We start from the raw sequence: 26,352 nt of genomic DNA, 5'->3' as shown, positions 1-26,352 counted from the left end.
AATAATAATATGGAATAAGCATGAGTAAATACGTTAATGGGATCATTAGTTGCTTTGTAGTTTTAATAACTATTCTAAGTTGCCAAGTAGGGGCACAAGTAAAACGTTTATCTCCTAGCGAAGGCTTATCACAAAGCTACGTTAATACAATGCTTATAGACACTAACGGTTACCTTTGGCTTTCGACAGAGGCCGGGCTTAATCGTTATGATGGCTATCAAGTTATTCCAATAAACGGCCCTAATGGTGAGTTAGAAGAGGCGATCATCGATCGTATTTACCAAGACCCTCAAGGGCACATTTGGATAGCCTCTTTACTTGCAGGCCTGTTTAGATACGACCCCGTAACAGATTCATATCAGCAATTTCTAGAAAAACCGACCAGTGAAGAAGAAATTATCAATCAGTCTGTTTTTAGTATGGTGGCCGTTGATAAAAAAACACTTTGGATTGGGCGAGGCCGCGATTTTGCAAAGCTTGATATCGCAACCGGAAAAATAACAACTATTTTTGAGCTTCCGGCTAAATATAAAAATACCCTTGTGAGAAAGCTGTTTGCCTACAATGGTTATATATTTATAGGTACAAGCCATGGTGCATACGTATTTGATATTGCCACCGAGCAAGTTAGACCTCTACAGCATTTAAAAGGTGAAGCTGAGCATATTTACCAAAATAATGTGAAGTCTTTCGCATTAGGTGAAAATAAACAGTTGTTAGTAGGGGCGGTACAAGGCTTATACGAAGTTGATATTAGTAACTTATCAAAAATGTTTGAACGCCCAGATTTACCTTTTAAAAGTAAGGTATTACTAAGTGACTTAAATGTTTGGAGCATAGTAAACGAACACGGAACAATAGATTTAGCTACCGACAAAGGCTTGTTTAAATTTGATTTAAACACAAAAGAGCTGATTAAAAATACTCGAATAGCCAAAAGTAAGTACACACTTGCCGATACCAGTATTATTGATATGGCTAAAGATAAATCGGGTGGTACATGGGTTGCGACTAAGACTGATGGAGCGTTTTACTTATCTCACGACAGCTATCATTTTAATAATGTCGATGGCACTTTGCTCGGGGGGGATGGTTTATCACATCACTCTATCTGGGGGATTACCGAATATAAAGACAAGCTTTGGCTTGCAACGCATAACGGTATTACCGAGGTTGATTTAAAAACAAATATTGGTAAAGCTTATTTAAAAGACTACAAAGTCGACTTACTCACCACTGAGTTTACCGTATATGAAATAACGCCCTATAAAGATAATTTATGGCTTTATACAAACCGTGGTTTATTTATTTTTGACCCTGTAACGCATCAAGTTAGCGAACCAAAAGTGCATAACCCTGCTGATCAAGAGCTGATTACTGGTAGAGTGCATGGCGTTACACTCATGCCAAATGGCGATCTATACTTTGTGCACTCAGATCATGGGGTATTTATATACAATATAGATTCTCAAGTAATAACGCGTCTGGGTGGCCAGTTTGACCAGTTTGAACCCTTTTTAGCTCATGGCTTTTTACCCGCGTTGAGCAATAAGCCAGACTCGCCACTATTTTTTAATGCTGGAATTTTATATCAAGTAAACCCAAGTGATTTAGCACTTAAAATGATTTACAAAGTGCCAAAGCAGCACGAAAACGTAGCCATTAGCGTGCTTTCTTATTTAATTGATAACAACAATATATTGTGGATATCACTTTCTAATTTTGGCTTGATAGGCCTTGACGCATCTACTTATCAATTAGTACATACAATCGATTTAGAGAAGAATAAATTAGGCACATTGCTTTACGATATGGTGCTAGATGATGATGGCATGATCTGGATGAGTAGCCATAAAGGCATTTGGCGATTAAACCCAGAAACACTTCATTTTCAACAATTTTCTACGTCAGAAGGGTTACTCTCTGCTGAGTTTAATAGTAACGCCATGGCACAGCTTAAAGATGGCCATATTGCGTATGGTAGCTTAAAAGGTTTTACTTATTTTCACCCAATGGAAAACCAAAATTACCAGTCACTTATTGATCACGTAAATATTACGCGAGTTGATTTAATGTCACGAGATCTATCGCTTGATTTAAAACAGCCTCTTAACGAGGTTGTGTTAAACCATGATGATATTGGGCTTGAAGTGGCATTTTCGGCTATGGCATTTAGTAATCAAGAACGCATTATTTATGAGTATCAACTCGATAACGGACAAAAAAGTTATACTCGAAATAACAACCGCGTATTGTTTCCAAAATTGAATCCAGGTAATTACCAATTAAAAGTTTGGGCTAAAGACCCCCTGACTGGCGAATATACCTCGCCTGCTATTTTAAAAATAAAAGTAAAGTATCCGCTTTGGCGTGCACCTTATTTTATGGTGCTTTACGCCATGCTGTTTATTGGTTTTGTTGCTATGTGGGTTATGCGCCGTAATAAAATTCAGCGTATTTTATTGGCAGCAAATAAAGAAAGTAAAGAAAGCGAAGCGCGTTTAAAATTAGCACTTGAAGGCAGCGAATCGGGTGTCTGGGATTGGGAGTCGAGCAACCCAAGCATTTACCAACCCCGCTTAGCGAGTGAGTTAAGCTACGAAAATGAAACCGTAAGCCTTGATGAATATTTATCTAAAATTCATCCGCAGGACAAACAGCTATTTCGCTTAGAGTGGCTTGAATTTTTATCTACCGATAAAGGCTACTTTAATTGTACCTACCGCCTGCGCCATGCAAAAGGCTATTGGCGCTGGTATAAGGACTTTGGAAAAGTAGTTGAGTGGGATGATAAAACTCCACAAAAAGTAGCGGGTACTTATACAAATATGACCCGTGAGATGGTGTTTGAAGAACACGCTTTACTATTTACGGCAGCATTTGAGCAAACACGTGATTGGGTGTTTATACTCGATAAAAACTTAAATATTCGGGCTTCTAATAAATCACTGCAAACCGCCTTTAACTTCACCGCTGAGTCGTTATCTAGCCGGACTTTAAATTTAGGTATATCGCGCAGCAATCGTTTTGATTATTTACGCATTATGCAAAAGCTATCTGTTGGGGAGCATTTTTCGTGCGAAGACAGTGTGGTTTTAGCTAATGGTGAATCGCGTCATGTACTTGTGAAAATAAGTGCAGTGGCCGATAACGAGCAGCGCCTTAATAGTTATGTCATTATTTTAACCGATATAAACGCACAAAAATCAGCTGAAAACGAGCTGCACCTATTGGCCAACTACGATGCCTTAACTGGGCTGCCAAATCGTACATTATTTAATGACCGCGTTGAACACGCCCTTGAACAAGCAAAACTGCATGGATGCAAAGTGGCTTTGTTACATATCAATATTAAACGTTTTAAATACTTTAATGACTCATTAGGGCACGAAGCGGCTGATGAGCTAATTAAGGAAGTTGCTGAGCGCTTAAAGTGCTCTTTGCGACCATCGGATAGTGTTGCACGATTTGGTGGCGATGAGTTTGTCGTGTTAGTAGAAGATATTCATCAGATAGAGCAAGTACTTATAATATGTACTAAGTTGATGGATTGCGTGAATCAAAATATTGCGATTAATGGTCAAGTTGTAAACGTTAATTTAAGTATTGGTGTGTCGATATCGCCAGATGACGCAGAGCAAGGCCCCGCACTTTTAAAAGCTGCGAGCATAGCGTTATATCATGCAAAAGACTCTTTAGAAGGGCGCTACCAGTTTTATAAGCAAGAGATGAACCAGCATGTTCAAAGAGCGCTGCATCTTGAATCTCAGCTTACTAGAGCGTATCGAGAAGAAGAGTTTTGTAATTACTATCAGCCTATTATTAATGCTAAGAGCCAAAAAACAGAAGGCTTTGAAGTGCTGCTGCGTTGGCCCGAAAATAAACTAGTACAAACTCAAGAGTTTTCGCTGGCTGCAGAGGGGATAGGCTTAATTACAAAAATTATGCTGCAGACCTTTGCGCGCGCTTTATTGGAGTTAAAAGAGTGGCGAAAAGCCTCACCTAACCTGTATTTATCTATTAACTTATCAGCACTAGATTTTGAGTTTAAAGAACTCGTACCTGAAATTAAAAAAGCGTTAAATAATTCAGGTGTATCATCTGAGGCAATTGTTTTTGAAATAACCGAATCAATATTAATGCGTGATTCAAAAGAAGCGCTGCACAGCATGGAACAACTTAAAAAGTTGGGTTGTAGATTGTACATGGATGATTTTGGTACAGGTTACGCATCACTTACTTATTTAAAGCGTTTCCCTATTGATGTACTTAAAATAGATAGAAGCTTTGTACAAGACATAGGCATAGACTCTGATGATGAGGCCATTATCCAATCAACACTCGCGCTTGCAGATAGTTTAGGTAAAGAGTGTGTCGCTGAGGGCGTAGAAAGCTCGCACCAACTTGCTTTTTTAAAGGCGAGAGGGTGCAAGCATTTCCAAGGGTATTTATTTAGTAAACCGGTACCTAATACCGAAGTACTCGCGCTTATTAATCGCGATTGGAGTGATATATTCAATTGAGAATAGTCGCACGGATTTAGGGCCTTTTACCGCAGTGTCTGCAAAACAAATGGCTGTTATGCTCATTTAACTGCGTTTTAATGGCCTTATTAGCTTCAAGTTTACTCAAGCCTAGCTTATGGCGTAGCTCTTCTAGGTGTACTTGTTGGGTGTCATTAAGTGTGCCATCTTGAATTGACTCGTGCACAGCGTCTTCAAAAAACTGACGGCGTTTACGTATCTGTTCTGAAAAACTAGATGCCAGTAATCCGGTAGGAATAGCGACCATACCCATGCTCAGTAGTGTGATAACGCCACCGAAAAACTTACCCAATGGCGTTATAGGTACTACATCGCCATAACCAACGGTCGTTAGTGTTGCCATTGCCCACCACATAGCCGCAGGAATAGAGCCAAATTTATCGGGTTGTATATCGTGCTCAATTAAATAAATTCCGCATGAAGCTAAAATAAGCACAACGGCCATTATAAAAAAAGCAGCCATTAATGAACTACCTTCATCGTTAAAGGCTTTTAAAAGTAGTTGCATGGCGCGTGAGTAGCGAGTGAGTTTAAATACTCTTAATAATCTGAGTATGCGTAAAAAACGTAAATCGAGAGGAAATAAAAACATCATTAAGCTTGGCAAAATCGCTATTAAGTCGATTAACGCAAGTGGTGATAAAAAATACTTTAATCTGCGTTTACTGTTTGAGCCTTCCATTGCTTCATATTGTGTTTTATCTACACAGGCCCAAAGCCTGGCTAAGTATTCAATAGCAAAAATAGCGACCGATACAATTTCTAAAACTAAGAATTCGTAGTAATACTGCTCTGCCACACTTGGGATTGACTCAATAACAATGGCTACAACGTTAATCATTATTAAGCTAATGAGTGCAATATCAAGAATATGCCCTGAACGTTGATATTGACCTGTACCTTCAAACAGGCAAGCCATTTTTTGGCGTAAAGTTTGCGGTTCATTCATTATTTAAGTTTAAGTACCATGTTAATACTGCCTTCTTCAAAGTCGCGACTAATTTTAAAACCTAGCTTACGGGCAAGTTCAATCATCCCTGTATTCTCTGGTAAGGTTATGCCTTCAATCGACTCTACACCTTGGCGTTTGCAGTGATTAATTGCAGCGCTCATTAGTATACGACCAAGCCCTAAGCCTTGGCAGTCTGAGCGTACTACAATAGCAAACTCAGCATGTAGGTTATCGGGGTCCATAATGACGCGAGACACACCCAGTGTACGGGTTTTACCTTCAAAGCGTTGGCACACAATAAACGCCATTTCACGGTCGTAATCAATTTGCGTCATTTTAGCGAGTTGATCGTGGTTAAACTGTGGAAGCTCGCCAAAAAAGCGTTTATATCTGTCTTCTTTGTTAAGTGACTCGTCAAATACTTTATGAGCTTGTTCATCTTCCGGTTTTATCGGTCTGAGCGTAGCTTGAGTGTTATTTTTAAGTGTTACCACTTCAACAAGTTCAATAGGGTAGGGACGAATAGATAAGCGCTTACGATTGCTCTGAGCTTGATAGCGGTTAAGTGTCATAGTGGCATCGAGCACTAAAAACTGCCCATTGCTGGCAAGTATAGGATTTAGTTCCATTGAGCTTATATCGGGTTGATCAATAACTAACTGAGAAATACGCGTTAGCAGTGCACATAAACGATACTTATCAACTTTCTCGGGGAGTATGCGCTCCTTTAATACGCCTTTGTCGTGCGCTGCGGCAATTAAATACTTTGCCAAGTTCATATTCAGTGGAGGCAGAGCAACGGCGGCTTGTGCATATTCAAGGCCGGTGCCTGCTTCACCTAATAATATAACTGGGCCAAAATTAGGCTCGGTTTTAATTGCAATTCGCAGCTCATTTGCGCCTGCTCGCGGCGCCATTTTTTGTAATGAAAACCCTTCAATAACAGCATCCGGATAAGTGTTTTTAATACGGATAAGCATCGCAAAAGCAGTTTGTTCAACCTCGTTGGCGTCGTTTAAATTAAGCACCACCCCACCTACTTCAGACTTTGAGGCAATACTTGGACTAATCAGTTTTAATGCGACTGGAAAACCAAGCTCTATGGCTTGCTCTTTGGCTTCTGTTGGGGTGTAAGCGACCTCAGTTTGAATGCATTTAATACCATAGTGGTTCAATACTTGGCTTGCCTGATGAGTAGGTAAGTAGCTTTGTCCATCATCTAAAAACTCATTAATAAGGGTTCTAGCTGCCACCTTATTTATTTTAGCGTCATCAGTGTTCGACTCAGGTGTTTGCGTTAAATGCTTTTGGTTACGACGATACGTTACCAAGTGCATAAATGCGCCTACAGCCCCTTCGGGCGTACGATAAGTGGGTATTGCGTTGTTTGAGCACACTTTTCTGGCGGCGTAAGATGCGTCTTCACCCATAAAGTTAGTTATAACGTAAGGGCGCGCCATTTTGGGTAATGTTTGTAAGGTTTCTACAATAATGTTGGCGTAGTCTTCGCTGGGCGCAAGCGCTGAGGGAGTATGGATAATCAGTAAGTTTTTAACTTCTTTTGCGTGCAGTAAAATTTCTAATGCTTGCTTATAACGCGCAGGTGCTGAGTCGCCAAAAATATCCACAGGGTTTGAGGTGGTTTCTGATTGTGGAATGACTTTATTTAGCGCATTTCGGGTTTCAATGCTTAGTTCTGCTAATTTACCGGAGCTTTGAATTAGCTCATCAACAGCCATAACACCCGGGCCGCCACCATTAGTTAAAATTGTCAGTTGTTCTACTTTTAATAATTTTGGATGCATGGCGAGTGTTTGTGTCGCTGCAAATAGCTCTCGTAAATCATTTACACGCAGCATACCCGCTCGTTGAAATAACGCATCGTAAACAGCGTCAGAGCTTTGCTTTCCACCGGTGTGAATTTCGGCTGCAAGTGCGCCCGCAGTTGTTTTACCTGTTTTAATCGCAATTACAGGCTTACTAAAGGCCGCGGCTCTTGCTGCTGATATAAAGCCACGAATATCTTCAATGTTATCTATGTAGAGTAAAATAGCTTTGGTTTTAGCATCACGACCTAAAAAGTCGAGTAGTTCATTAAAGTTTATATCAAGGCAATCGCCTACTGATACAAAATATGAAAAGCCAATTTCTTTGTTTTTAGCCCAATCTAAAATGGTTGAGCATACTGCTGCTGATTGTGATACAAATGCTATTTTACCTGGGCTTGCCACGGTATGTGAAAAGCTCGCATTTAACCCAATATGAGGGATCAGCAAGCCTAAACAGTTGGGTCCAAGCAAAGTAACTTGCTTGGCTTGAGCACATGCTTTAAGCGCGCTTTTTTGCTCCCCAGACAGCCCATCGGCAATAACAATAGCGGTTTTACAGCCAAGCTCTCCAAGCTGCTCAATAATATCAATTAAGGTGTTTTTGTTAGTACAAATAACAGCAAGGTCGGGTACTTTTGGTAAGTCAGCAATAGAAGGGTAAGCAAGTACGCCATGTACTGCGCTATGGCTTGGAGTAACAGGCATTATTGGCCCTTTAAAGCCACCTTGAAGTAAGTTGCGCATAACCACAAAACCAGCCCGAGTTGATATGTTAGAGGCGCCAATAACGGCCACTGAGCTTGGGTTAAAAAATTGGGTTATACGCTTAAGGCTCATGGTTTTTCCTAGGCTGATTAAATTTTGCGTTATTTATAGTCTCAATGTACCCTGTTTACTGTGTTATTTCGAGCGTCTCGATGCTTATTATTGATATCAATCAAGGAGATTATTGTGAATAAAACCCCCGGTTTTTACATTGTTATAGCGGCTATTTGTTTAAGTATAGGCTTAATTAGCTTAGGGTTTATTTTAAAAAGTACCGCTTTGAGTGTGAAAGGGATGGAACGTACTGTGCAGGTTAAGGGATTGGCCGAGCGAGAAGTAATAGCCGATACGGTAATTTGGCCTCTGCAATTTAGTGATGCCGACAATAACCTTGAAAAATTAGTAAGCCGAGTTGAGAAAAAAAATGATGCGGTAACTGCTTTTTTAAAACTCCATGGTTTTGACGACGATGAAATAACAATAGGTAGCCAGTCAGTTATTGATAAGCAAGCACGTGAATACAGTAATGAAAATCAACAATTTAGATACATAGTGCGCTCAAATATTATTGTTTATTCTGCTGCGCCAGATAAAGTGCAAAACGCGCTGAGTAAAGTAAGCCAACTTGCTAAACAAGATATCGCAATAGTGCAAGATAGCTACGAAACAAAAGTTGAATACATCTTTACTGGCCTCAATGATGTAAAGCCTGCGATGGTGCAAGAAGCAACTGAAAAAGCGCGTGAAGTCGCTAATAAATTTGCTAAAGACTCTAATTCAAAATTAGGCAAAATAAAAACAGCTCGCCAAGGGCAATTTAGTATCAGTAATCGAGATTCAAACACACCGCAAATAAAAAATATAAGAGTGGTAACCAGTGTTGAATATTACTTAAATGACTAGGGCCTGTTGACCTTTCAGAATTAAAATTTGTTCAATCTAGGTGCGATTTAATCGCGGCGTGAGGTTTGTAACCTAGCGGGCTAAGTAAAAACCGAGCTAAGCTTCCGCGTCCTGCTCACGCCCCTTACCTACATCCATGTAGGCAACAAAGAGTAAATTGTCCCTAGGCAGAACCCTTCGGCAGCGCATGTTTGGCATTTATTCCACGTTACCGCCTATTTATGGGAAATAACCACACTGCATAGGCTCTGCCTTGCCTAAATACCAAACATACTGCTGCAAATTTAACCTCGAAAGATAAACAGGCTCTAGGAAATAATATGTCAGAGTCTAAATATGGTCAGTTTGTACTGGCGCCCCGTTCGTATTTTTTCACTGCTATAGCGAGCGTAGTATTTGCGTTTATAGGCTTTAGTTATAATGCATGGCGGATGGAGGCAAGTGAAGATAACAACAATACACGCATTGCTAGCTTTCAAATCTTACAAGAACTAGCCGAGCTTGAGCTTATTGTATTTGCAGCACATTACGATAATAACAAAATAGATGGCAGCCCCAGAAAAGGCTGGGTTAAAGTTAACTTAATTCATGACTTAAGCTACTTAGCCGTTGATAAAGTACATTTAAAAACAAAAGACTTACAAAAGGTCTGGCAAACAAATTGGCCAAATATGGTTGATCACCAAAGTGCTGCGCAATCTATTACACATGCCATAGACAGTGTGCGTACAGAAGTTGTGAGTGAATTAAAGCGCCTTGATTAAGTGAGCAACTTGCGCCGTTGAGCGTTGCAAATAAGCGGCGCTCAGTAAAATTGTGGTCTCGTTAACTTTTTGCCCTTTTATTACGTTGGCAAGCTGTTGTTTAGCATTAGGATTTTGTTTTTGCTCTATTTCCATTAATGCTAACAAAGCTGAAAATTCATGCTTTACCGGTGTGCTAGGTTTATTTGCATAGGCTATGTAGCAGGCAACCGGTGTTAAGCCATGAGAGTTGGGCTGCGCCAGCGCTTTAGCTAACTCATCATTTGATTCAAACAACATCAAAGAGCGCACATAGTTAAATGGCAGCTTTGTAGCATCGGCATGCTTAAACACATTGTGCAGTACGTTATTTCCTTGTGTATCTTGTACTAAAAAGCCTTTATTTACTTTCAGCGCAGGAGTAAAAAAGCTCAATGCGTCAATATTAGTGAGTTGATTAATAAATGGAGAAGGCGCTGTGTTAGAGCTTAATATCCGCGTTGCTATGTTTTGCATAAAGTCATACTTAACACTTAACCGTTGGGCGCTGTCATATAAATGGTTAAGCTGCAAAGTTTGCTGAGCAGGGCTTAACTGCTTAAAGTCGTTATCGAGCTCATTTAACTGTTGCTTTGAAATACGCGCATTAAGTAGTTGTATGCTTAAATCCATTATTATTTCCAAAAATCTTTTTTACTACTATAAAACAAAAAAGGCCGCAAATGCGACCTTTCATATTTAAAGCAATTGTTTAAATTGGTTTTAAGCTTTTTTGCTTGCTACCCATTCATTAACAAAGTTCTCTAGTACATTTAGTGGTACAGGACCATTTTTAAGCACTACGTCGTGGAACTGGCGAATATCAAACTTATCACCCAGTTGCTTTTTAGCGTCTTCACGAAGCTCTAAAATCTTAAGCATACCCACTTTATAAGCCGTTGCTTGTGAAGGCATTACAATGTGACGCTCAACCATTTTAACACCGTCAGATGTTGCATTAGGCGTGTTATTTACGTAGTAATCAATACCTTCTTGGCGAGTCCACTTCATCGCGTGAATACCCGTATCAACCACTAGACGACATGCGCGCCATAGCTCCATTGAAAGACGACCAAAATCTGAGTAAGGGTCTGAGTACATGCCCATTTCTTTAGGAATGAACTCTGAGTATAAACCCCAACCTTCAATATACGCTGTGTAACCACCAAATTTACGGAACTTAGGAACGCCTTCTAGTTCTTGCGAAATAGCGATTTGCATGTGGTGACCCGGAATACCTTCGTGGTAAGCAAGTGCTTCCATTTGATATGTTGGCATAGCTTCCATGTCATAAAGGTTAGCGTAGTAAATGCCTGGGCGTGAACCATCTGGAGCTGGCTGTTGGTAAAATGCCTTGCCCGCAGCTTTTTCACGGAATGCTTCAACTGCTTTTACTTTTAAATCAGCTTTTGGCTTAACAATGAATAACTCATCTAAGCGTGTTTTCATTGTATCAATAAGTCCAGTGGCTTCATCAAGGTAGCGTTGCTTACCTTGTGCATCATTAGGGTAGTAAAATTGTTTGTCAGTTTTCATAAACTGCATAAACGCTTTTAAGTCGCCTTTAAAGCCTACTTTATCTTTAATTTCACGCATTTCATCATGAATACGTGTCACTTCAGATAAACCAATTGCATGAATTTCTTTAGCCGTTAAATCTGTTGTTGTAGTGCGCTTAAGTGCGTTGTTATAAAACGCTTCGCCATCTGGTAATTTCCATGCGCCATCGCGATCATCAGCACGCTTCTCAAGCTGCGCTAGGTAATTAATTAGCTTAGAGTAAGATGGTTTAACAGCCGATTTTAATGCATCTGATGCATCGCTGATTAATGAGTCTTTTTCGTTTTGGTTAATTTCAAGCGCTGTTACTTTTCGTTTAAAGTCAGCAAGCAATGTAGAATCATCGCCTTTTTCAAACGGTGCACCGTGAATAATGTTTTTGCTTGAATCAATAACATGCGGGAATACAAATTTAGGGGCTATGATGCCTTTTTCTGCACGTACAGTTAAATCAGCGATAAGCTGATCAATAACACCAGTTACACCATTTAGGCGTGAAATGTAGTCTTTAGCTTCTTTTACATTACTAATTGAGTGCTGATTAATTAAAAACGCAGGGATCATAGAATGCGTACCAAACATCTGGTTCACAGGGTAATTATGGTAGCGCCATTTAAAGTCAGCAATTGAGCTTTCAAGATCCTGTTTTTTTAAGTCGTAGCTAACTTTTGTTGCATCATCTAACAAATCACGATTAATTGCTTTTAATGTAACTAGGTCAGCTTTTGTTTGTGCTAAATCTTTAAGCTTTCTTTCTTCGCTGCCATCGTCCCATTTATCGTAATCTTGCTTAATCCCCATGTATGTTTGATATACAGGGCTGCTCATTACATCGCGGTTAAATGTATCTTCAAAAAATGCATTGGCTTTGTCTATTTCACTTTGTTGTGATTGAACTGTTTGTGCAATAGGGGCTGAAGTAGATTGTTGTGTTGTTTGCTGGCAACCAGCAAGTAGTGCAACGCTTACTGCGGCCGCAATAAAAGTGAGTTTACGCATTGTTTTCCCTTTTGTTGTTAGAAACCCATTAGGGTGATTTATATTTATTAGTTTTATATTGTTGTGCAGTGCCTTAGCGCTACACAAACAATTCTAGCAGGTCATTTAAAAAGCGATGACCTTTTAAGGTTACCTGCCAATGGCTGTCTGTTTGAGTCAATAAACCTTTATTTATTGCTTGGTTTAATGCACTTTGCTGACTTTGCAGCGGCAGTGTTGTTAGTTTATTAAAATCATTAATTGGGCAAGGCTCAACAAGGCGAAAGCGATTCATAAAAAATTCAAACGCTAAATCGTCTTGCTCTACATGCCAGCTTTTATACATATACGGTTTAATTAAATCCATATAGCCGCGTGGATGTTTAACCTTTTCGGTACGCGTTATAAGCCCTGTATTTGCATCAGTAACCTTACCATGTGCGCCGCAGCCAATACCGAGATAATCGCCAAAACGCCAATAATTTAAGTTATGTTGGCATTGATAGCCCGGTTTTGCATAGCCTGATATTTCGTATTGCACGTAACCTGCTTGCGCGAGTAACTCAACCCCTTGTTCTTGAATGTCCCACAGTGTTTCATCTTGTGGCAAGGTAGGGGGTTTTGAAGCAAACTGAGTATTGGGTTCAATAGTTAATTGATACCAAGATATATGCGGTGGATCGAGCGCTATTATTTGTTTTAAATCACTCAGTGCATCATCAAGTGTTTGCCCAGGTAAGCCATGCATTAAATCAAGGTTAAAGCTATTTAAACCGGCTTCCTTAGCTTGTTGCGCTGCATAGTTTGCCTCGTCGCTGCCATGAATCCGACCAAGTGCTTTTAACTTGTCGTTTTGCATGCTTTGCACGCCAATAGAAATACGGTTAATGCCTGCTTTTACGTAATCTTTAAAGCGACCTGTTTCTACTGTACCAGGGTTGGCTTCAAGGGTTATTTCGCAGTGTTCTTCAAGCCCAATTAGGTTGTCGACTTCATTTAATAAACGGGTATAAGCTGCACCAGTTAATAGGCTCGGAGTGCCGCCACCAATAAAAATGCTGTGAATTTTACGTCCTTGCACTAAGTGCAAATCTGCTTTTAAGTCATCAATTAAGTGTTGAACATATTCAGCTTCAGGTATTTCACCTTTTTGTCCGTGGCTATTAAAATCGCAGTACGGGCATTTTTGCACGCACCAAGGCACGTGCACATATAAGCTCAGTGGTGGAAGGTTCACAGGCCGCCTTTTTGCTGTAGTTCTAGTAATAATTTTTGCAGCGCTTGTCCGCGATGACTCACTGCATTTTTTTGCTCTTTTGTAAGCTCAGCACTCGTACAATTTTTCTCTGCTACAAAAAACACAGGATCGTAACCAAATCCACCGTTGCCATTTTGAGTGAGCGTAATTTCGCCCTCCCAACTAGCACTACAAATAAGCGGAGTAGGGTCGTCTGCGTGGCGCATTAACACCAGTACACACCAAAAGCGTGCACTGCGAATAGGGTTATCACCTAAATCTACAAGTAACTTATCAATGTTATCTTGATCGCTGGCACCTGGGCCTGCAAAACGGGCTGAGTAAACACCGGGCGCGCCATTTAAGCCATCAACTTCTAAACCTGAGTCATCGGCAATAGCAGGCATGCCAGTAATTTTAGCGGCATGGCGCGCTTTAATAATGGCATTTTCAACAAAGGTAGTGCCGGTTTCGGCAACTTCATCTACGTTAAAATCGCTCTGTGGAACTACATTAATATTCAAAGAGCTTAGCATGTTAGCTAGCTCTTTTACTTTGCCAGGATTACCTGTAGCAAGTACTAAAGTTTTGGTCATGTTATTAATCTACGTAAAATTTTTGCTGAAACTGTAATTTTTGAAATTGATTATTTTGTTGTATCTCAATCTCAAAGCGTAAAATCTCTTCGTTGGTGTAATCAACTTGGGCAAGGTAATAAATTGACTCACCTTCTTTTACTTCTTTAAAAGTAAGCGTTTGTTTGTTGCCTAGTAGGTTTTTAGCTGTGCCTGTAAGCTTTGCCGTTTGTGCTGTTTTATCGGCATCATTTTTTAATATAGAAATGTTTACAACCCCTTTGTAGCCACTGCGCTCAAGGTTGTACGCTTTTGCTATTTTTGGCTGAATAAAAGTAGAAGGAAAGGCGATGTAATGGACTTGCCAAGGGCCAAGCTCTTTGTATTGTGCGCCCTGCATTTCTTCGCTTTGCGCGTTAAATGCAAATGCTAAACAAGCAATAAAACAAAACTTAATTAAACGGTTCATTATGTATTCCTCAAAACATATAAAAAAGAGGCCTTTGGGCCTCTAATTAAAAAATCTATATTAGACTAAAAAATCCATAAGCAGCATTTGCAAAAACTGAATACCAATAATAAGCACTAAAACTGATAAATCTAAGCCACCCATTGATGGCAATATTTTACGAATTGGTTTTAGCATTGGTTCAGTAAGCTGGTGGAAAACCGCTTCTATAGGGTTATAACCTTGGCTAACCCAACTTAAAATAGCGCGAATAATAAGTACCCAAAATACTAAATTAAGGCCTTCTTTTAGTACCGTTATAAGTGCTTGAATAAGTACAGGCTGTATTGCCCACGCATTATATATAACAAGCATTAAAGTACTAATTTTGGCTACAGCCACTATAAATGCCAGCAACAGAGATGCTAAATCAAGTCCGCCAAACCCCGGAATGATTTTACGCAGTGGCTTTACCGCAAACGAAGTGGCTTTAACCACAAACTGGCTCATTGGATTATAAAAGTCGGCTTTTGCCCACTGCAGCCAAAAGCGCAGTAATACCACCATTAAAAACAAATCAAACAGGGTACTGATTAAAAATTGCATGGCATTCATAGTGTAACCTTCAATAAAAAGTGGTTTTAAAGTTCTTTTTCCATTTGCTCTGCACGCGCAATACACGCATCCATTGCATCGCCAACGGTTTTAGTTAAGCCTTCGTCTTTTAAGTGCTCAACAGCTGCGTGAGTAGTGCCGCCTTTAGATGTTACGTTTGAACGTAGTTGCGAAATACTAATATCAGGCTGGCTAAGTGCCATTTCGGCAGCGCCAAGGGCTGTTTGTTGTACCAGGCGACGAGCGTCTTCATCGTTAAAGCCCAGCGCTTTTGCTTTTTCTTCTATGGCTTCCATAAATAAGAAAAAGTAAGCAGGTGATGAGCCGGTTACAGCAATAATATCGTTAATTTGTGACTCTTTTTCCACCCATACAACAATGCCCGTGCATTCAAAAACTTGTTGTACAAATTCGTGTTCGCTTGGTGTTTCGCCCGCACCATATAAACCTGATACTCCGCGACCTAATAAAGATGGCGTGTTTGGCATGCAACGTACCATTTTAACGTCTTGGCCTAGCATTTCACGCAAACGTTTTACAGTTAAGCCCGCAGCAACAGAAATAAACAGTTTATCGCTAAAATCTACGCCCGACTCTTGAAACGATTTACATAAATCGCCCATCATTTGTGGTTTAACAGACAAAACAATTACATCAGCATCGCGCAGGGCTTCGTTATTGTCACTGGTGGTTTGCACCTTGAAATCAAATGCTACCTTTTCAAGCTTTTCTTGGTTGCGGTTAGTCGCAATTATGTTACTTGCGTTAAAGCCGTTTTTTACCATGCCACCAATAATGGCGTAGCTCATATTACCTGTGCCTATAAATGCGATTTTTTTATCTGACATAAATCTGTTATCACCTTTTAAGTTCGTGTTCCAAAAATGTCTGTGCCGACCCTTACCATGGTTGAGCCTGCGCTAATGGCAGCTTCAACATCGTTACTCATACCCATCGACAAAGTATCTACTTGAGGATATTGGGTCTTTAGTTTATCAAAGCAAGTTTGTAATTGCTCAAAAGATTGAATTTGCGTATCCAGTTTGTCGCTTTTAGCGGGAATTGCCATTAAACCTCGAAGTGTTAAGTGCTCACATTGGTTAATAAAATTTGCAAGTTCATCTATTTCATCGCGGCGGCAACCTGACTTTGCTTCCTCATTACTTATATTTACTTGAATAAGTATATTAAGAGGTGGTTTATCGTCTGGGCGCTGGGAATCTAATCGCTTTGCTATTTTTATGCGATCAACACTTTGCACCCAATCAAAGTTAGCAGCTACTAATGCACTTTTATTTGATTGAATAGGGCCAATGAAATGCCAAATGATGTCGCTATATGACTGTAGTTGAGCTATTTTATCTATAGCCTCTTGAACATAAGATTCACCAAATTCGCGCTGACCATGCTCATAAGCTGCAATAATATCTTCGCTTGGTTTAGTTTTAGACACTGCTAGTAGAGTAACTTCGTTAGTGTTTCGCTGTGTGTTTTTTGCCGCGTCTGCAATTCTAGCGTAGGCGGATGTGAGTCGTTCTGCTATTGTAACCATATATTTATCAGTTAGTTGTGGAGTCATAAATGGATATTACCGAATTATTAGCGTTTAGTGTGCAACACAAAGCATCCGATTTACATTTATCGTCGGGTGTTTCACCTATGATACGCGTAGACGGTGATGTTCGCCGCATTAATATACCAGCCCTTGCAGACAAAGACGTAAACAGTCTGGTTTACGATATTATGAACGATAATCAACGCAAGGACTACGAACAAAACCTCGAAGTGGATTTTTCGTTTGAAGTGCCTAATTTAGCACGTTTTCGTGTGAATGCGTTTAACTCTAATCGCGGGCCTGCTGCGGTATTTCGTACCATACCAAGTGAAGTGTTAACGCTTGATGATTTAGGTGCGCCAGATATTTTTAAAACAATTTCTGATACCCCACGTGGACTCGTGTTAGTAACAGGGCCAACGGGTTCAGGTAAATCAACAACACTTGCCGCTATGGTCGATTATATAAATCAAAATAAACATCACCATATTCTAACAATAGAAGATCCAATCGAGTTTGTTCACGATAATAAATTAAGTTTAATTAACCAACGTGAAGTTCACCGCGATACACATAGCTTTTCAAACGCGCTACGTAGTGCATTGCGTGAAGACCCTGATGTAATACTTGTGGGTGAGTTACGTGATTTAGAAACAATTCGTCTTGCAATGACTGCTGCCGAAACGGGTCACTTAGTGTTTGGCACGCTACATACAACATCTGCACCAAAAACTATTGACCGTATTATTGATGTATTCCCAGGTGAAGAAAAAGCTATGGTGCGCTCAATGTTATCTGAATCTTTACGTGCGGTAATTTCACAAACACTGCTTAAAAAAATTGGTGGTGGGCGAGTTGCAGCACACGAAATTATGATTGCAGTCCCTGCTATTCGTAACTTAATTCGTGAAGATAAAATTGCACAAATGTATTCGTCTATTCAAACCGGTGCGTCTGTGGGCATGCAAACAATGGATCAGTGTTTAACTAATTTAGTTAATCACGGTATTGTTACAAATGCGGCAGCGAAAGAAAAAGCGCAAGACAAAACACAATTTGGTGGGTAAGAAATTATTATGGCTTTATCTTTAAACGACTTTTTACTCATAATGATTGAGAAAAAGGGTTCTGACCTATTTGTATCGAGTCAGTTACCTGTAAGTGCAAAAATAAACGGTGAACTAACAGCTCTCAGTGACGATAGACTGACTGATGAGCAATCGCTTGAGTTAGTAGAATCTGCAATGAGCGAAAAGCAAAAAGCAGAATTTCATACAACGAAAGAATGTAACTTTGCGATTGCTACCGACGAAGGGCGTTTTCGTATTTCTGCTTTTTGGCAGCGCGATAGAGCAGGTATGGTTATTCGCCGTATTGTGACGCAAATTCCTGATGTGAGTGATTTAGGTCTGCCATCTACGCTGACAGATGTAATTATGTCTAAACGCGGTCTTGTCTTGTTTGTAGGTGGTACAGGCACGGGTAAATCGACCTCACTAGCTGCACTTATTGGTTATCGAAACCGTAATCAACGAGGTCATATACTGACCATTGAAGATCCGATTGAGTTTGTTCATGAGCATCGTAAAAGTATTATTACTCAGCGCGAAGTAGGACTTGATACAGAAAGCTTTGAGTCGGCACTTAAAAGCTCATTACGCCAAGCTCCAGATGTTATTTTGATTGGTGAAATTCGATCGCAAGAAACCATGGAATACGCCCTAAGCTTTGCTGAAACCGGGCACCTGTGTGTTGCAACACTACATGCTAATAATGCGAACCAAGCGATTGACCGTATTATGCATTTAGTACCAAAAGAAAAACACGATAAGCTTAAGTACGACTTAGCACTTAACTTACGTGCCATTGTTGCTCAGCAATTAGTGCCGACTGCTGATGGTGAAAGCCGTGTTGCAGCTATTGAAATATTGCTTAACTCACCAATGGTCGCTGAACTGATTAAAAATGGTGATATTGGCGGAATTAAAGAGGCAATGGCTAAGTCGAAAGAAATGGGCATGCAAACCTTTGACCAAGCGTTATTTGAGTTGTACAGACAGCAGCGAATTAACTACGCTGATGCACTGCACCATGCTGACTCGCCAAATGATTTACGCTTAATGATAAAACTGCGCAATAACGAACAACAAGGTGCGGGCTTTTTACAGGGCGTTACTATTGATGGCCTTGATGATAAAAATAGCGATCAATAATTTAAAAGTAATTAATAAAAAAGCGCCAATTGGCGCTTTTTTTATTTGTATAAAGGGTTGTTTATATAGCCAGTTTATTCACCGTAACTAGATTCAAAAAAGCTTTCTAAAATAATAACCGCAGACATATTATCTACGTTACCTTTACCTAAGTTTTTATAGCCGCCACTTTCAAAAAGTCGCGCTTTAGCATCCGCTGTCGTTAAGCGCTCATCCTGTGTTTGCACAGGAATGCCATAATGATTATGCAATCTGTTGGCAAACTTTTTTGCTTTAAAGGTAACCTCTTGTGATGTTCCATCCATATTTAGTGGTAAACCAACAACCATTAAGTCAGGCTGCCACTCGGCTACTTGTACGGCGATATGGTCCCAGTTAGGAATGCCATCTTGTGCTTTTACAGCCTTAAGGCTAGACGCACTGCCGGTTAACTCTTGCCCAATAGCAATACCAATACTTTTGGTGCCAAAGTCAAAGCCCATTACAGTGCGTTCGCCTTGCGGCTTAAGCGATTTTTTTGTCATGTGTATCTTGTTTAAGTTTGCTAAGGGTTAGTTACTATTATGCGTGACCAGCTTCAGGGCTGAGTTGGCTAATATCAAATCCCAACATTGAAACTGCTTTTTCCCATCGTTTTTCAACGGGGGTATCAAAAATGATCTTCGGATCGGCTTCTATGATCAACCAGCTGTTATCAAGTAACTCTTGTTCGAGTTGTCCTTGCTCCCACCCTGAATAACCAAGTGTAATAATAAACTGCTCTGGTGCTTGTGCAGTGGTTAAGTTTGCTAAAACGTCTTTTGAGGTAGTGATCATAATATCGCTACTGAGTTTTTGACTTGCTGAATAACCCGATTGGGGAGAGTGCAGTACAAAACCACGGTCAGTTTTAACGGGCCCACCTGCAAACACACTTACTTTTGCTGCGTTTTGCGTTTTGTCGTTATCAATTTCTATTTTATCTAAAAGTTCGCCAACAGTAACATCAATAGGTTGGTTTATTACCAAGCCCATAGCCCCATCTTCATTGTGCTCACAAATATAGGTAACAGCACGTTTAAAAAAAGGGTCTTGCATTGACGGCATCGCGATTAAAAAATGATTTTCTAATGACTGCATAGATTTCACCCTTTTTAGTTAATGAACTTTGAGTATGGCATAGTTATTTAAATTGACATAAAAAGCCCATTAATTGCATGAAAGGCTTAAACTAATGGGCTTTTTATTGTGGTAATTACTTACCTAATTTACGCTCAATTGCATCAAATAAAATACCTGTGATAGAAATATCATAAGCAGCTTCAATTTCGCGTACGCACGTTGGTGCAGTTACGTTAATTTCAGTTAATTTATCGCCAATAATATCTAAACCTACAAATATTAAGCCTTTTTCTTTGAGCGTTGGTGCAACAGCTTGCGCTATTTTTAAATCTGATTCGCTAAGTGGACGGGCTTCACCTCGACCGCCTGCAGCCAAATTACCGCGTGTTTCACCATTTTGTGGTATACGCGCTAAACAATATGGAATAACTTCTCCATCAACTACTAGTACGCGCTTATCGCCTTGTTTGATCTCTGGAATGTAATTTTGCACCATTGCGAAGCGGCTGCCGTGCTCGGTTAACGTTTCACAAATTACACCAATGTTGGCATCGTCTTCTCTGATGCGAAAAATCGATGCGCCACCCATGCCATCAAGCGGCTTTAAAATAATGTCTTTATGCTGTGCTAAAAATTCACGAATTTGTTTTTGGCTACGTGTAACAAGTGTGTCTGGCGTATGCTCGCTAAACCATGCTGTAAACAGCTTTTCGTTAGCATCGCGAAGGCTTTGTGGCTTGTTAATTATTAACGTACCTTCTTGTTCAGCACGTTCTAAAATATACGTCGCGTAAATGTATTCAGTATCAAAAGGAGGGTCTTTACGCATTAAAATTACGTCAAGATCGGCAAGGGCTATAGTGGCTTTTTCTTCAAGCTCATACCATTTTTCTGCATTATTAAACACTTGCGCTTTAGACGCTGTAGCGTACGACTTGCCTTTACGAAGAGATAAATCGTCCATCTCCATATAATAAATTTCGTAGCCACGTTCTTGCGCTTGCATCATCATTGCAAAACCGGTGTCTTTTTTGATGTTAAATCCACTAATAGGATCTGAAATAATACCTAACTTAATTGCCATGCGCTGTGCCTTACTATAAATGTTACTGTTTATATGAGGGTGCTTTTAGTTATTTCAATTAGCTAAATCGCCAAATTGAAGTTGTAATGCACTTAAGACCGTTAAAGCGGCTGTTTCCGTTCGTAAAACGCGCGGGCCTAAGCGAATATCTACAAACTCTAGTTGTTTGGTTAGTGCCATTTCATCGTCGGTAAAGCCACCTTCTGGGCCTACTAAAAAGCGTACGCCATCTTTAGGTACCGTAATGGTTTTAATGCTGTGCTCAGCACGAGGGTGAAGAGTGAGCTTAATTGCATCGGTTTGTTGTGCAAGCCATTGTTTTAAATCTATAGGTGGGTGAATAATTGGCACAAAATTACGCCCTGACTGCTCAGCCGCAGCAATTGCAATTTTTTGCCATTGTTGGTGTTTTTTCTCAAGACGATCGCCCATTAGTTTCACACCACAGCGCTGACTAAAAATAGGGGTGATTTCGGTAATACCTAGTTCAACTGACTTTTGAATTGTAAAATCCATCTTATCACCACGAGATACACATTGACCTAAATGAATTTTAAGTGGAGATTCTACATCGTGAGGGTTAAGTTCTAATGGCATTACGACGACTGTTTTTTTTGTTACCTCAATTATTTCACTAAGGTATTCGCCACCTTCGCCATTAAAAATAGATACATGCTCGCCTACTTTCATGCGCAGCACTCTGCCAATATGCCCTGCAGCATCGTCATCTAAAGTTACAGGGGTGTTTAGGGCAATACTCGATGTTTGATAAATATGAGGAACTCGCATAGGGCGTCACTTACTACATAGCGTAAAATATATATTGCTATGGTAAGTAAGCTGGGGGCTGTGCGCAATTATTTATTTTTATTAAGTTGTTCGGCGAGATCTATTAAATCTTGTGGGGTGTGTGCTATATCGTGATGATTTTGCGAAGGTTCCGTTAACGTCTCGTCGGTAACCCGGCTGAGTGTATAGCCTGTATCATCAAGATTTATTAAAAAGCGTTCTTCATGTAAGGAGTTATAAATAAAGCGCTGCTTATCACTTGCGAGTAAATAATCGGTGCTATTGAAAAGGACTCCGTGTAAATCGTGATGATCTTTTAAATAATTAATTAACTCAGAAACGCTTATTTCGTTTTCAAGATCGCAATAACTGTAGTCTTTAATAAGCTCGTCAAACATCATTTTTACTAATTGGCGGGTATTACTGCCTGCAGCAATAAGTGTACTCGCTTTTGTTATGCCATTACTATTTACATAGTATTCGGCAAATGCGCGGCTAAATTCGTTGTCTATGTCAATTAACAAATAGTTCGTTATTTCAGGCGGCATAGAGCTAGGACCTTGTTGCATCTAAGTAATTACCATTATTACTTAAATGCAGACGTTTTAATTGCTGTATTTTCAGTAAAAAAGGTCTAAAGAGAAAACATACTAATAAGTAAATAACCTATAGCACAAAAAACAGCAAATTCTATGCATGCTACCCCAATATTATCTTGATGGTCTATTTCAAGAGCCGTATCAATATTTGGTAAAGAGATAACTTTTATCACATACGTTAAGCCGTAAAGTAGTATCCACATTACACCGCAATGCATTACAAGTGTAAATATGTTTTCAACCATTTTACCGTTTTGAAATGCTGCGCTAGATAAACCAGCATATACAGCCAACGCTAAGCCAATTGATTTTCCAGCATATCTTATACCAATAGATGTATTTTCTAGGTTAAAGTTACTTTGTAGTGACGCACCTTGGTTTGCTTTTGCAAAACGGTGTTCTCGTATTTTGCTATCAAGTGCAAACATCCCCTGAAGTGTAAAAAAGCTAACGCAAGCAATAAGTAAGTTGCTAAACCCTTGGGTGTGCGTCCACGTGTACAAGCCCAGAGCAATAATACAGTTAGCGATTAACATTCCTGAGTCTACCAATGCAGCACATACATTTTGTTTTAGTATGGCAGCTTCTTCATTAAATCTGTGGAGTATCCATTTTCTGTGAATTAAATGGCCCACTTTTATAAAAGTGAATAAGAGAACAATAATAATTAACACTTTTAACGGGTTTGACTGTGCAGTGCTTACGCTTATTTCGTCAAATAAAAAGGCTATAGTGGCTATAACAACCGATATTTCAGATGCAAAACTAATACCCATGGCAAAGTTGTCGTGTTGCGCTAACTCATCTTTAAGCGCTTGTTTTGCTTTGATTTGAGTGACAACTCGTAAACAAAAAATAGTTATGCAAATAACCGCAAAACTAATGGCAATCGCAATAAAACTAGTGTTAGATAAAGACAAATATGACATGGTGATCCTAATTAAGTTAACCTTTCTAGGTTTTAATCATTCTAGTACGGTTATTGATGATATAAAAGAGAGGATTGATGAGTAACGTAAAGCAACTTCCTATTCAATTACAAAAACTTGGCTTGATGCGCTTTGAACAGTTATACCCGCAGCAAAGTAAACAAAGTGAAGTTGTAAGGTTATTAGCATTAAGCGACTTTGCTTGGCGCAGTTTAGAGTCACAACCTGATTTAAATACCTGGCTATTATGCAAAGACGAAATACAAAATAGAGTAATAGACTCTCCTTTTAAAAACCTGAATTTAGCTGACCTTGATGAAGCACAGTGCCATAAAGTACTTCGTCAATATCGTGAAAAGTACTGGCTTAAAGTCGCCTTTTTAGATTTATGCTGTAATAACCCCATTGCCGATAGTATTAATTATATAAGCCAACTGGCTGACATGCTAATTAATAGCGCCAACCAATGGGCGCATGCACAGGTGGCAAAAGTAAATGGTGAACCGCTTGATGGGCAAAACCAAGCAATGCCGCTAATGGTATTGGGGATGGGGAAGCTTGGCGGACAGGAGCTAAATTATTCCTCTGATATTGATCTTATTTTTGCGTATCCGCGCAGCACAAAAACCCAAGGTGGCCGCAGAAGCCTTGAGGCCCAAGTGTTTTATACCAAAGTTGCACAAAAACTGATTGCAGCACTTAACCAAGCCACCGGTGATGGGCAAGTATTTAGAGTTGATATGCGCCTACGCCCGTTTGGCGAAAGCGGCCCTTTGGTTATGAGCTTTAATGCCATTGAAGATTACTACCAAGAACAAGGGCGCGACTGGGAACGCTACGCCATGTTAAAAGGGCGCTTAATTGGCACTCCTAATAAGTATTGGGATGAATTTATTAAGCTTTTAAAGCCGTTTGTTTACCGCCGGTATATTGATTTTTCGGTGATTGAATCCTTGCGTAAAATGAAGTTAATGATTGCACAAGAGGTTCGCCGTAAACGCTTAACTAATAATATAAAACTAGGCGCTGGTGGTATTCGTGAAGTTGAATTTATAGTGCAAGCCCTGCAAATGGTAAGAGGTGGGCGAGAGGCTAATTTACAAACCCAATCTTTACTCAAAGCATTAAATGAGTTGGCACTTAACCAAGTTATAGATGAGCAAGAAGCAAGCGAGCTGAGGCGCAATTACCTTTATTTACGTAAAGTTGAGCAGTACCTTCAAATATTTGACGATCAGCAAACGCAAACACTCCCCGATGATGAATTGAATCAGCAGCGCTTAAATTTATTATTAGAACAAGCTGATTTTTCTGCCACTTTAAACACTATAGAAAAGGTGATGAAACAAGTTAACGGTGAGTTTGCACTTGTGATTGGCGAGGAAACCGTGCCACTTGATACCTGTGAAGGCGCATTTATTAGTGCTTGGGATCATGGTGATGTGAGCTTTTTAAAAGAGGCCAGAGATGAATGGCAAGCACCCCTTAACGATTTTAAATTAAGGCTGTCTAAGGTAAATATAGGTAACCGAGGGCGTGACACTCTTGATAAGTTAATGCCTGTTTTACTAAATCAATTAAATGACTTTAATGCCAGTGCAGCAGCTTTCACAATGGTTTGCCAAATTTTTAATAAGATAATTTCGCGTACTGCCTATTTAGAATTGCTTTACGAAAACCAAGGTGCATTAAAGCAACTTGTTTTACTGTGTTGTCATAGCAAATGGATAGGGGAGCATATTTCTCGCTACCCCATATTACTTGATGAACTAATAGACCCCGCAGTTCTTTATAAGCCAACCCCGCTCACAGCGTATAAAGATGAAATAAGACAGTATTTTTTACGAATAGAGCATGACGATTTAGAACTGCAAATGGAGTCGCTTAGGCAATTTAAGCAAACGCATCAATTACGAATTGCTGCCGCCGATGCAACCGGTGTTCTTGACGTAATGAAAGTAAGCGATCATTTAACCGTACTGGCAGAGGCGATTGTTGACCAAGCTGTTAATATTGCATGGCATAACACTGTTAAGCGCTTTGGTATGCCCCCTGGCACAGATGATGAAAATAAAGGTTTTGCTGTTATTGCATATGGTAAAACAGGTGGCTTAGAAGTCGGGTACGACTCAGATCTAGATTTGGTGTTTGTGCATAATCATGATGGTTCAAGCCTAACTAATGGTGAAAAACCAATAGATTCTCGCCAGTTTTATTTAAAGCTCGCTCAGCGCTTAATGCATTTATTTAATACCCGTACTGCATCGGGCATTTTATACGAGCTTGATACACGATTACGTCCTGAAGGAGCCTCTGGTTTATTGGCTATCAATTTAGAGAGCTTTAATCACTATCAGCAAACTCAAGCATGGACGTGGGAGCATCAAGCACTTGTTCGGGCTCGATTAATTTTAGGTCAAAACGATCTGATAGATCGTTTTTCACAAATTCGTAAAAATATACTTTGCCAGCAACGCGATGATACCGTGCTAAAAGCTGATGTAATAAAAATGCGCGAAAAAATGCGCGACCATCTAGCGAAGGGAAATGCTGAGAAATTTGATTTAAAACAAGATGTTGGTGGCATGGCTGATATTGAGTTTATTACGCAATATTTAGTACTTAAACACGCAAACGAGTTTGAACAGCTTACAGTTTACTCAGATAACGTAAGGATATTAACGGATGCGGCAAATATAGGTTGTATTACTAAAGAGCAAAAGCAGCAGTTGATAAAAGCGTATATTGATTATCGCTCGTGTTATCACGTGTTGAGCTTGGAGCAAAAAGGCAAATTGATCCCGCGAGAAACGTTTTTACAAGATATTACTAACGTAACTAATATTTGGAATAGTATTTTTGAATTGAATTGAATTGAATTGAATTGAAAACCC

Annotated in this window: 22 protein-coding genes; 6 read left to right on the top strand and 16 right to left on the bottom strand. The window is 39.7% G+C overall.

Features of this window, described 5'->3' with window-relative positions; translation table 11 throughout:
- Positions 1 to 20 precede the first annotated feature (20 nt).
- Positions 21 to 4,523 (top strand): EAL domain-containing protein, encoded by a 4,503-nt coding sequence (locus H5116_RS16105; RefSeq protein WP_182716616.1) that lies wholly within the window; start codon positions 21 to 23, stop codon positions 4,521 to 4,523.
- Between the two features lie 16 nt (positions 4,524 to 4,539).
- Here the strand turns inward: H5116_RS16105 and H5116_RS16100 are convergent, their stop codons facing one another.
- Positions 4,540 to 5,493: an ion transporter gene (locus H5116_RS16100; RefSeq protein ID WP_182692458.1), complete on the bottom strand. Its 954-nt coding sequence runs from the start codon at positions 5,491 to 5,493 to the stop codon at positions 4,540 to 4,542.
- Positions 5,493 to 8,162 carry a bifunctional acetate--CoA ligase family protein/GNAT family N-acetyltransferase gene (locus H5116_RS16095; RefSeq protein ID WP_039488310.1) on the bottom strand — a complete coding sequence of 890 codons (2,670 nt, stop codon included), beginning with the start codon at positions 8,160 to 8,162 and terminating at the stop codon, positions 5,493 to 5,495. Before H5116_RS16095 ends, H5116_RS16100 begins: the two co-directional genes overlap by 1 nt.
- 114 nt (positions 8,163 to 8,276) lie before the next feature.
- On the opposite strand from H5116_RS16095, the gene H5116_RS16090 reads away from it, so the two are divergent.
- Together H5116_RS16090 and H5116_RS16085 are read left to right on the top strand one after the other, a co-directional pair.
- Complete coding sequence (locus H5116_RS16090) at positions 8,277 to 8,993, top strand: SIMPL domain-containing protein (protein ID WP_002962579.1); 717 nt, start codon at positions 8,277 to 8,279, stop codon at positions 8,991 to 8,993.
- Positions 8,994 to 9,313: 320 nt separating this feature from the next.
- Positions 9,314 to 9,757 carry a hypothetical protein gene (locus tag H5116_RS16085; protein WP_039488311.1) on the top strand — a complete coding sequence of 148 codons (444 nt, stop codon included), beginning with the start codon at positions 9,314 to 9,316 and terminating at the stop codon, positions 9,755 to 9,757.
- On the opposite strand, the gene H5116_RS16080 is transcribed toward H5116_RS16085, so the two are convergent.
- The 8 genes from H5116_RS16080 to H5116_RS16045 form a co-directional block, all read right to left on the bottom strand.
- Positions 9,740 to 10,408 (bottom strand): hypothetical protein, encoded by a 669-nt coding sequence (locus H5116_RS16080; protein WP_002962577.1) that lies wholly within the window; start codon positions 10,406 to 10,408, stop codon positions 9,740 to 9,742. The two genes, H5116_RS16085 and H5116_RS16080, sit on opposite strands and share 18 nt — an antisense overlap.
- A gap of 90 nt (positions 10,409 to 10,498) precedes the next feature.
- Positions 10,499 to 12,334: a DUF885 family protein gene (locus H5116_RS16075; protein WP_182716615.1), complete on the bottom strand. Its 1,836-nt coding sequence runs from the start codon at positions 12,332 to 12,334 to the stop codon at positions 10,499 to 10,501.
- Between the two features lie 79 nt (positions 12,335 to 12,413).
- A complete protein-coding gene (gene hemW / locus H5116_RS16070; RefSeq protein WP_002962575.1) occupies positions 12,414 to 13,550 on the bottom strand; it encodes a radical SAM family heme chaperone HemW in 1,137 nt (378 codons plus the stop codon).
- Entirely contained in the window at positions 13,547 to 14,146 is a 600-nt protein-coding gene (locus H5116_RS16065; protein WP_182716614.1) for an XTP/dITP diphosphatase, read from the bottom strand. Before H5116_RS16065 ends, hemW begins: the two co-directional genes overlap by 4 nt.
- Positions 14,147 to 14,150: 4 nt before the next feature.
- A complete protein-coding gene (locus H5116_RS16060) occupies positions 14,151 to 14,594 on the bottom strand; it encodes a DUF4426 domain-containing protein (RefSeq protein WP_165723835.1) in 444 nt (147 codons plus the stop codon).
- A 60-nt stretch (positions 14,595 to 14,654) separates the two neighbouring features.
- On the bottom strand, positions 14,655 to 15,188 hold the full coding sequence (locus H5116_RS16055) for a YggT family protein (protein WP_002962568.1): 534 nt from the start codon (positions 15,186 to 15,188) through the stop codon (positions 14,655 to 14,657).
- A 26-nt stretch (positions 15,189 to 15,214) separates the two neighbouring features.
- Positions 15,215 to 16,036: a pyrroline-5-carboxylate reductase gene (gene proC / locus H5116_RS16050; RefSeq protein WP_039488316.1), complete on the bottom strand. Its 822-nt coding sequence runs from the start codon at positions 16,034 to 16,036 to the stop codon at positions 15,215 to 15,217.
- A gap of 17 nt (positions 16,037 to 16,053) precedes the next feature.
- Entirely contained in the window at positions 16,054 to 16,767 is a 714-nt protein-coding gene (locus H5116_RS16045) for a YggS family pyridoxal phosphate-dependent enzyme (RefSeq protein ID WP_154903713.1), read from the bottom strand.
- 2 nt (positions 16,768 to 16,769) lie between these two features.
- Between H5116_RS16045 and H5116_RS16040 the strand changes: the two genes are divergently transcribed.
- Positions 16,770 to 17,810: a type IV pilus twitching motility protein PilT gene (locus H5116_RS16040; RefSeq protein ID WP_039488318.1), complete on the top strand. Its 1,041-nt coding sequence runs from the start codon at positions 16,770 to 16,772 to the stop codon at positions 17,808 to 17,810.
- Positions 17,811 to 17,819: 9 nt separating this feature from the next.
- The gene (locus H5116_RS16035; RefSeq protein ID WP_024596219.1) at positions 17,820 to 18,956 is read left to right on the top strand and encodes a PilT/PilU family type 4a pilus ATPase; all 1,137 of its coding nucleotides are present in this window, start codon (positions 17,820 to 17,822) and stop codon (positions 18,954 to 18,956) included.
- Between the two features lie 74 nt (positions 18,957 to 19,030).
- Here H5116_RS16035 and ruvX read toward each other — a convergent pair whose 3' ends face one another.
- From ruvX to H5116_RS16005, 6 genes are all read right to left on the bottom strand, one after another.
- Positions 19,031 to 19,480: a Holliday junction resolvase RuvX gene (gene ruvX, locus H5116_RS16030; RefSeq protein WP_002961947.1), complete on the bottom strand. Its 450-nt coding sequence runs from the start codon at positions 19,478 to 19,480 to the stop codon at positions 19,031 to 19,033.
- Positions 19,481 to 19,517: 37 nt separating this feature from the next.
- Positions 19,518 to 20,075, bottom strand: a complete 558-nt coding sequence (locus H5116_RS16025) for a YqgE/AlgH family protein (RefSeq protein ID WP_002961948.1) — start codon at positions 20,073 to 20,075, stop codon at positions 19,518 to 19,520.
- Between the two features lie 115 nt (positions 20,076 to 20,190).
- Positions 20,191 to 21,141 (bottom strand): glutathione synthase, encoded by a 951-nt coding sequence (gene gshB, locus H5116_RS16020; RefSeq protein WP_154903711.1) that lies wholly within the window; start codon positions 21,139 to 21,141, stop codon positions 20,191 to 20,193.
- A 54-nt stretch (positions 21,142 to 21,195) separates the two neighbouring features.
- Positions 21,196 to 21,930: a 16S rRNA (uracil(1498)-N(3))-methyltransferase gene (gene rsmE / locus H5116_RS16015; RefSeq protein ID WP_002961950.1), complete on the bottom strand. Its 735-nt coding sequence runs from the start codon at positions 21,928 to 21,930 to the stop codon at positions 21,196 to 21,198.
- Between the two features lie 68 nt (positions 21,931 to 21,998).
- Complete coding sequence (locus H5116_RS16010; protein WP_082007357.1) at positions 21,999 to 22,499, bottom strand: hypothetical protein; 501 nt, start codon at positions 22,497 to 22,499, stop codon at positions 21,999 to 22,001.
- Positions 22,500 to 22,564: 65 nt separating this feature from the next.
- Complete coding sequence (locus H5116_RS16005) at positions 22,565 to 23,458, bottom strand: hypothetical protein (protein ID WP_002961952.1); 894 nt, start codon at positions 23,456 to 23,458, stop codon at positions 22,565 to 22,567.
- A gap of 77 nt (positions 23,459 to 23,535) precedes the next feature.
- Here H5116_RS16005 and glnE point away from each other — a divergent pair, with 77 nt between their 5' ends.
- Positions 23,536 to 26,331 (top strand): bifunctional [glutamate--ammonia ligase]-adenylyl-L-tyrosine phosphorylase/[glutamate--ammonia-ligase] adenylyltransferase, encoded by a 2,796-nt coding sequence (gene glnE, locus H5116_RS16000; RefSeq protein ID WP_182716613.1) that lies wholly within the window; start codon positions 23,536 to 23,538, stop codon positions 26,329 to 26,331.
- Positions 26,332 to 26,352 lie beyond the last annotated feature (21 nt).

Source organism: Pseudoalteromonas sp. SG45-2, from assembly GCF_014164115.1.
GTDB lineage: Bacteria > Pseudomonadota > Gammaproteobacteria > Enterobacterales > Alteromonadaceae > Pseudoalteromonas > Pseudoalteromonas distincta.
The sequence above is the reverse complement of the archived record's forward strand: the minus strand, read 5'-3'. Positions and strand labels throughout refer to the sequence as shown.

Excerpts from the sequence above, each read along its gene's own strand:
- H5116_RS16105 (WP_182716616.1), top strand. The coding sequence starts at position 21 with ATGAGTAAATACGTTAATGGGATCATTAGTTGCTTTGTAGTTTTAATA.
- H5116_RS16100 (WP_182692458.1), bottom strand. The coding sequence starts at position 5,493 with ATGAATGAACCGCAAACTTTACGCCAAAAAATGGCTTGCCTGTTTGAA.
- H5116_RS16095 (WP_039488310.1), bottom strand. The coding sequence starts at position 8,162 with ATGAGCCTTAAGCGTATAACCCAATTTTTTAACCCAAGCTCAGTGGCC.
- H5116_RS16085 (WP_039488311.1), top strand. The coding sequence starts at position 9,314 with ATGTCAGAGTCTAAATATGGTCAGTTTGTACTGGCGCCCCGTTCGTAT.
- H5116_RS16080 (WP_002962577.1), bottom strand. The coding sequence starts at position 10,408 with ATGGATTTAAGCATACAACTACTTAATGCGCGTATTTCAAAGCAACAG.
- H5116_RS16075 (WP_182716615.1), bottom strand. The coding sequence starts at position 12,334 with ATGCGTAAACTCACTTTTATTGCGGCCGCAGTAAGCGTTGCACTACTT.
- H5116_RS16065 (WP_182716614.1), bottom strand. The coding sequence starts at position 14,146 with ATGACCAAAACTTTAGTACTTGCTACAGGTAATCCTGGCAAAGTAAAA.
- H5116_RS16060 (WP_165723835.1), bottom strand. The coding sequence starts at position 14,594 with ATGAACCGTTTAATTAAGTTTTGTTTTATTGCTTGTTTAGCATTTGCA.
- H5116_RS16055 (WP_002962568.1), bottom strand. The coding sequence starts at position 15,188 with ATGAATGCCATGCAATTTTTAATCAGTACCCTGTTTGATTTGTTTTTA.
- proC (WP_039488316.1), bottom strand. The coding sequence starts at position 16,036 with ATGTCAGATAAAAAAATCGCATTTATAGGCACAGGTAATATGAGCTAC.
- H5116_RS16045 (WP_154903713.1), bottom strand. The coding sequence starts at position 16,767 with ATGACTCCACAACTAACTGATAAATATATGGTTACAATAGCAGAACGA.
- H5116_RS16040 (WP_039488318.1), top strand. The coding sequence starts at position 16,770 with ATGGATATTACCGAATTATTAGCGTTTAGTGTGCAACACAAAGCATCC.
- H5116_RS16035 (WP_024596219.1), top strand. The coding sequence starts at position 17,820 with ATGGCTTTATCTTTAAACGACTTTTTACTCATAATGATTGAGAAAAAG.
- ruvX (WP_002961947.1), bottom strand. The coding sequence starts at position 19,480 with ATGACAAAAAAATCGCTTAAGCCGCAAGGCGAACGCACTGTAATGGGC.
- H5116_RS16025 (WP_002961948.1), bottom strand. The coding sequence starts at position 20,075 with ATGCAGTCATTAGAAAATCATTTTTTAATCGCGATGCCGTCAATGCAA.
- gshB (WP_154903711.1), bottom strand. The coding sequence starts at position 21,141 with ATGGCAATTAAGTTAGGTATTATTTCAGATCCTATTAGTGGATTTAAC.
- rsmE (WP_002961950.1), bottom strand. The coding sequence starts at position 21,930 with ATGCGAGTTCCTCATATTTATCAAACATCGAGTATTGCCCTAAACACC.
- H5116_RS16010 (WP_082007357.1), bottom strand. The coding sequence starts at position 22,499 with ATGCAACAAGGTCCTAGCTCTATGCCGCCTGAAATAACGAACTATTTG.
- H5116_RS16005 (WP_002961952.1), bottom strand. The coding sequence starts at position 23,458 with ATGTCATATTTGTCTTTATCTAACACTAGTTTTATTGCGATTGCCATT.
- glnE (WP_182716613.1), top strand. The coding sequence starts at position 23,536 with ATGAGTAACGTAAAGCAACTTCCTATTCAATTACAAAAACTTGGCTTG.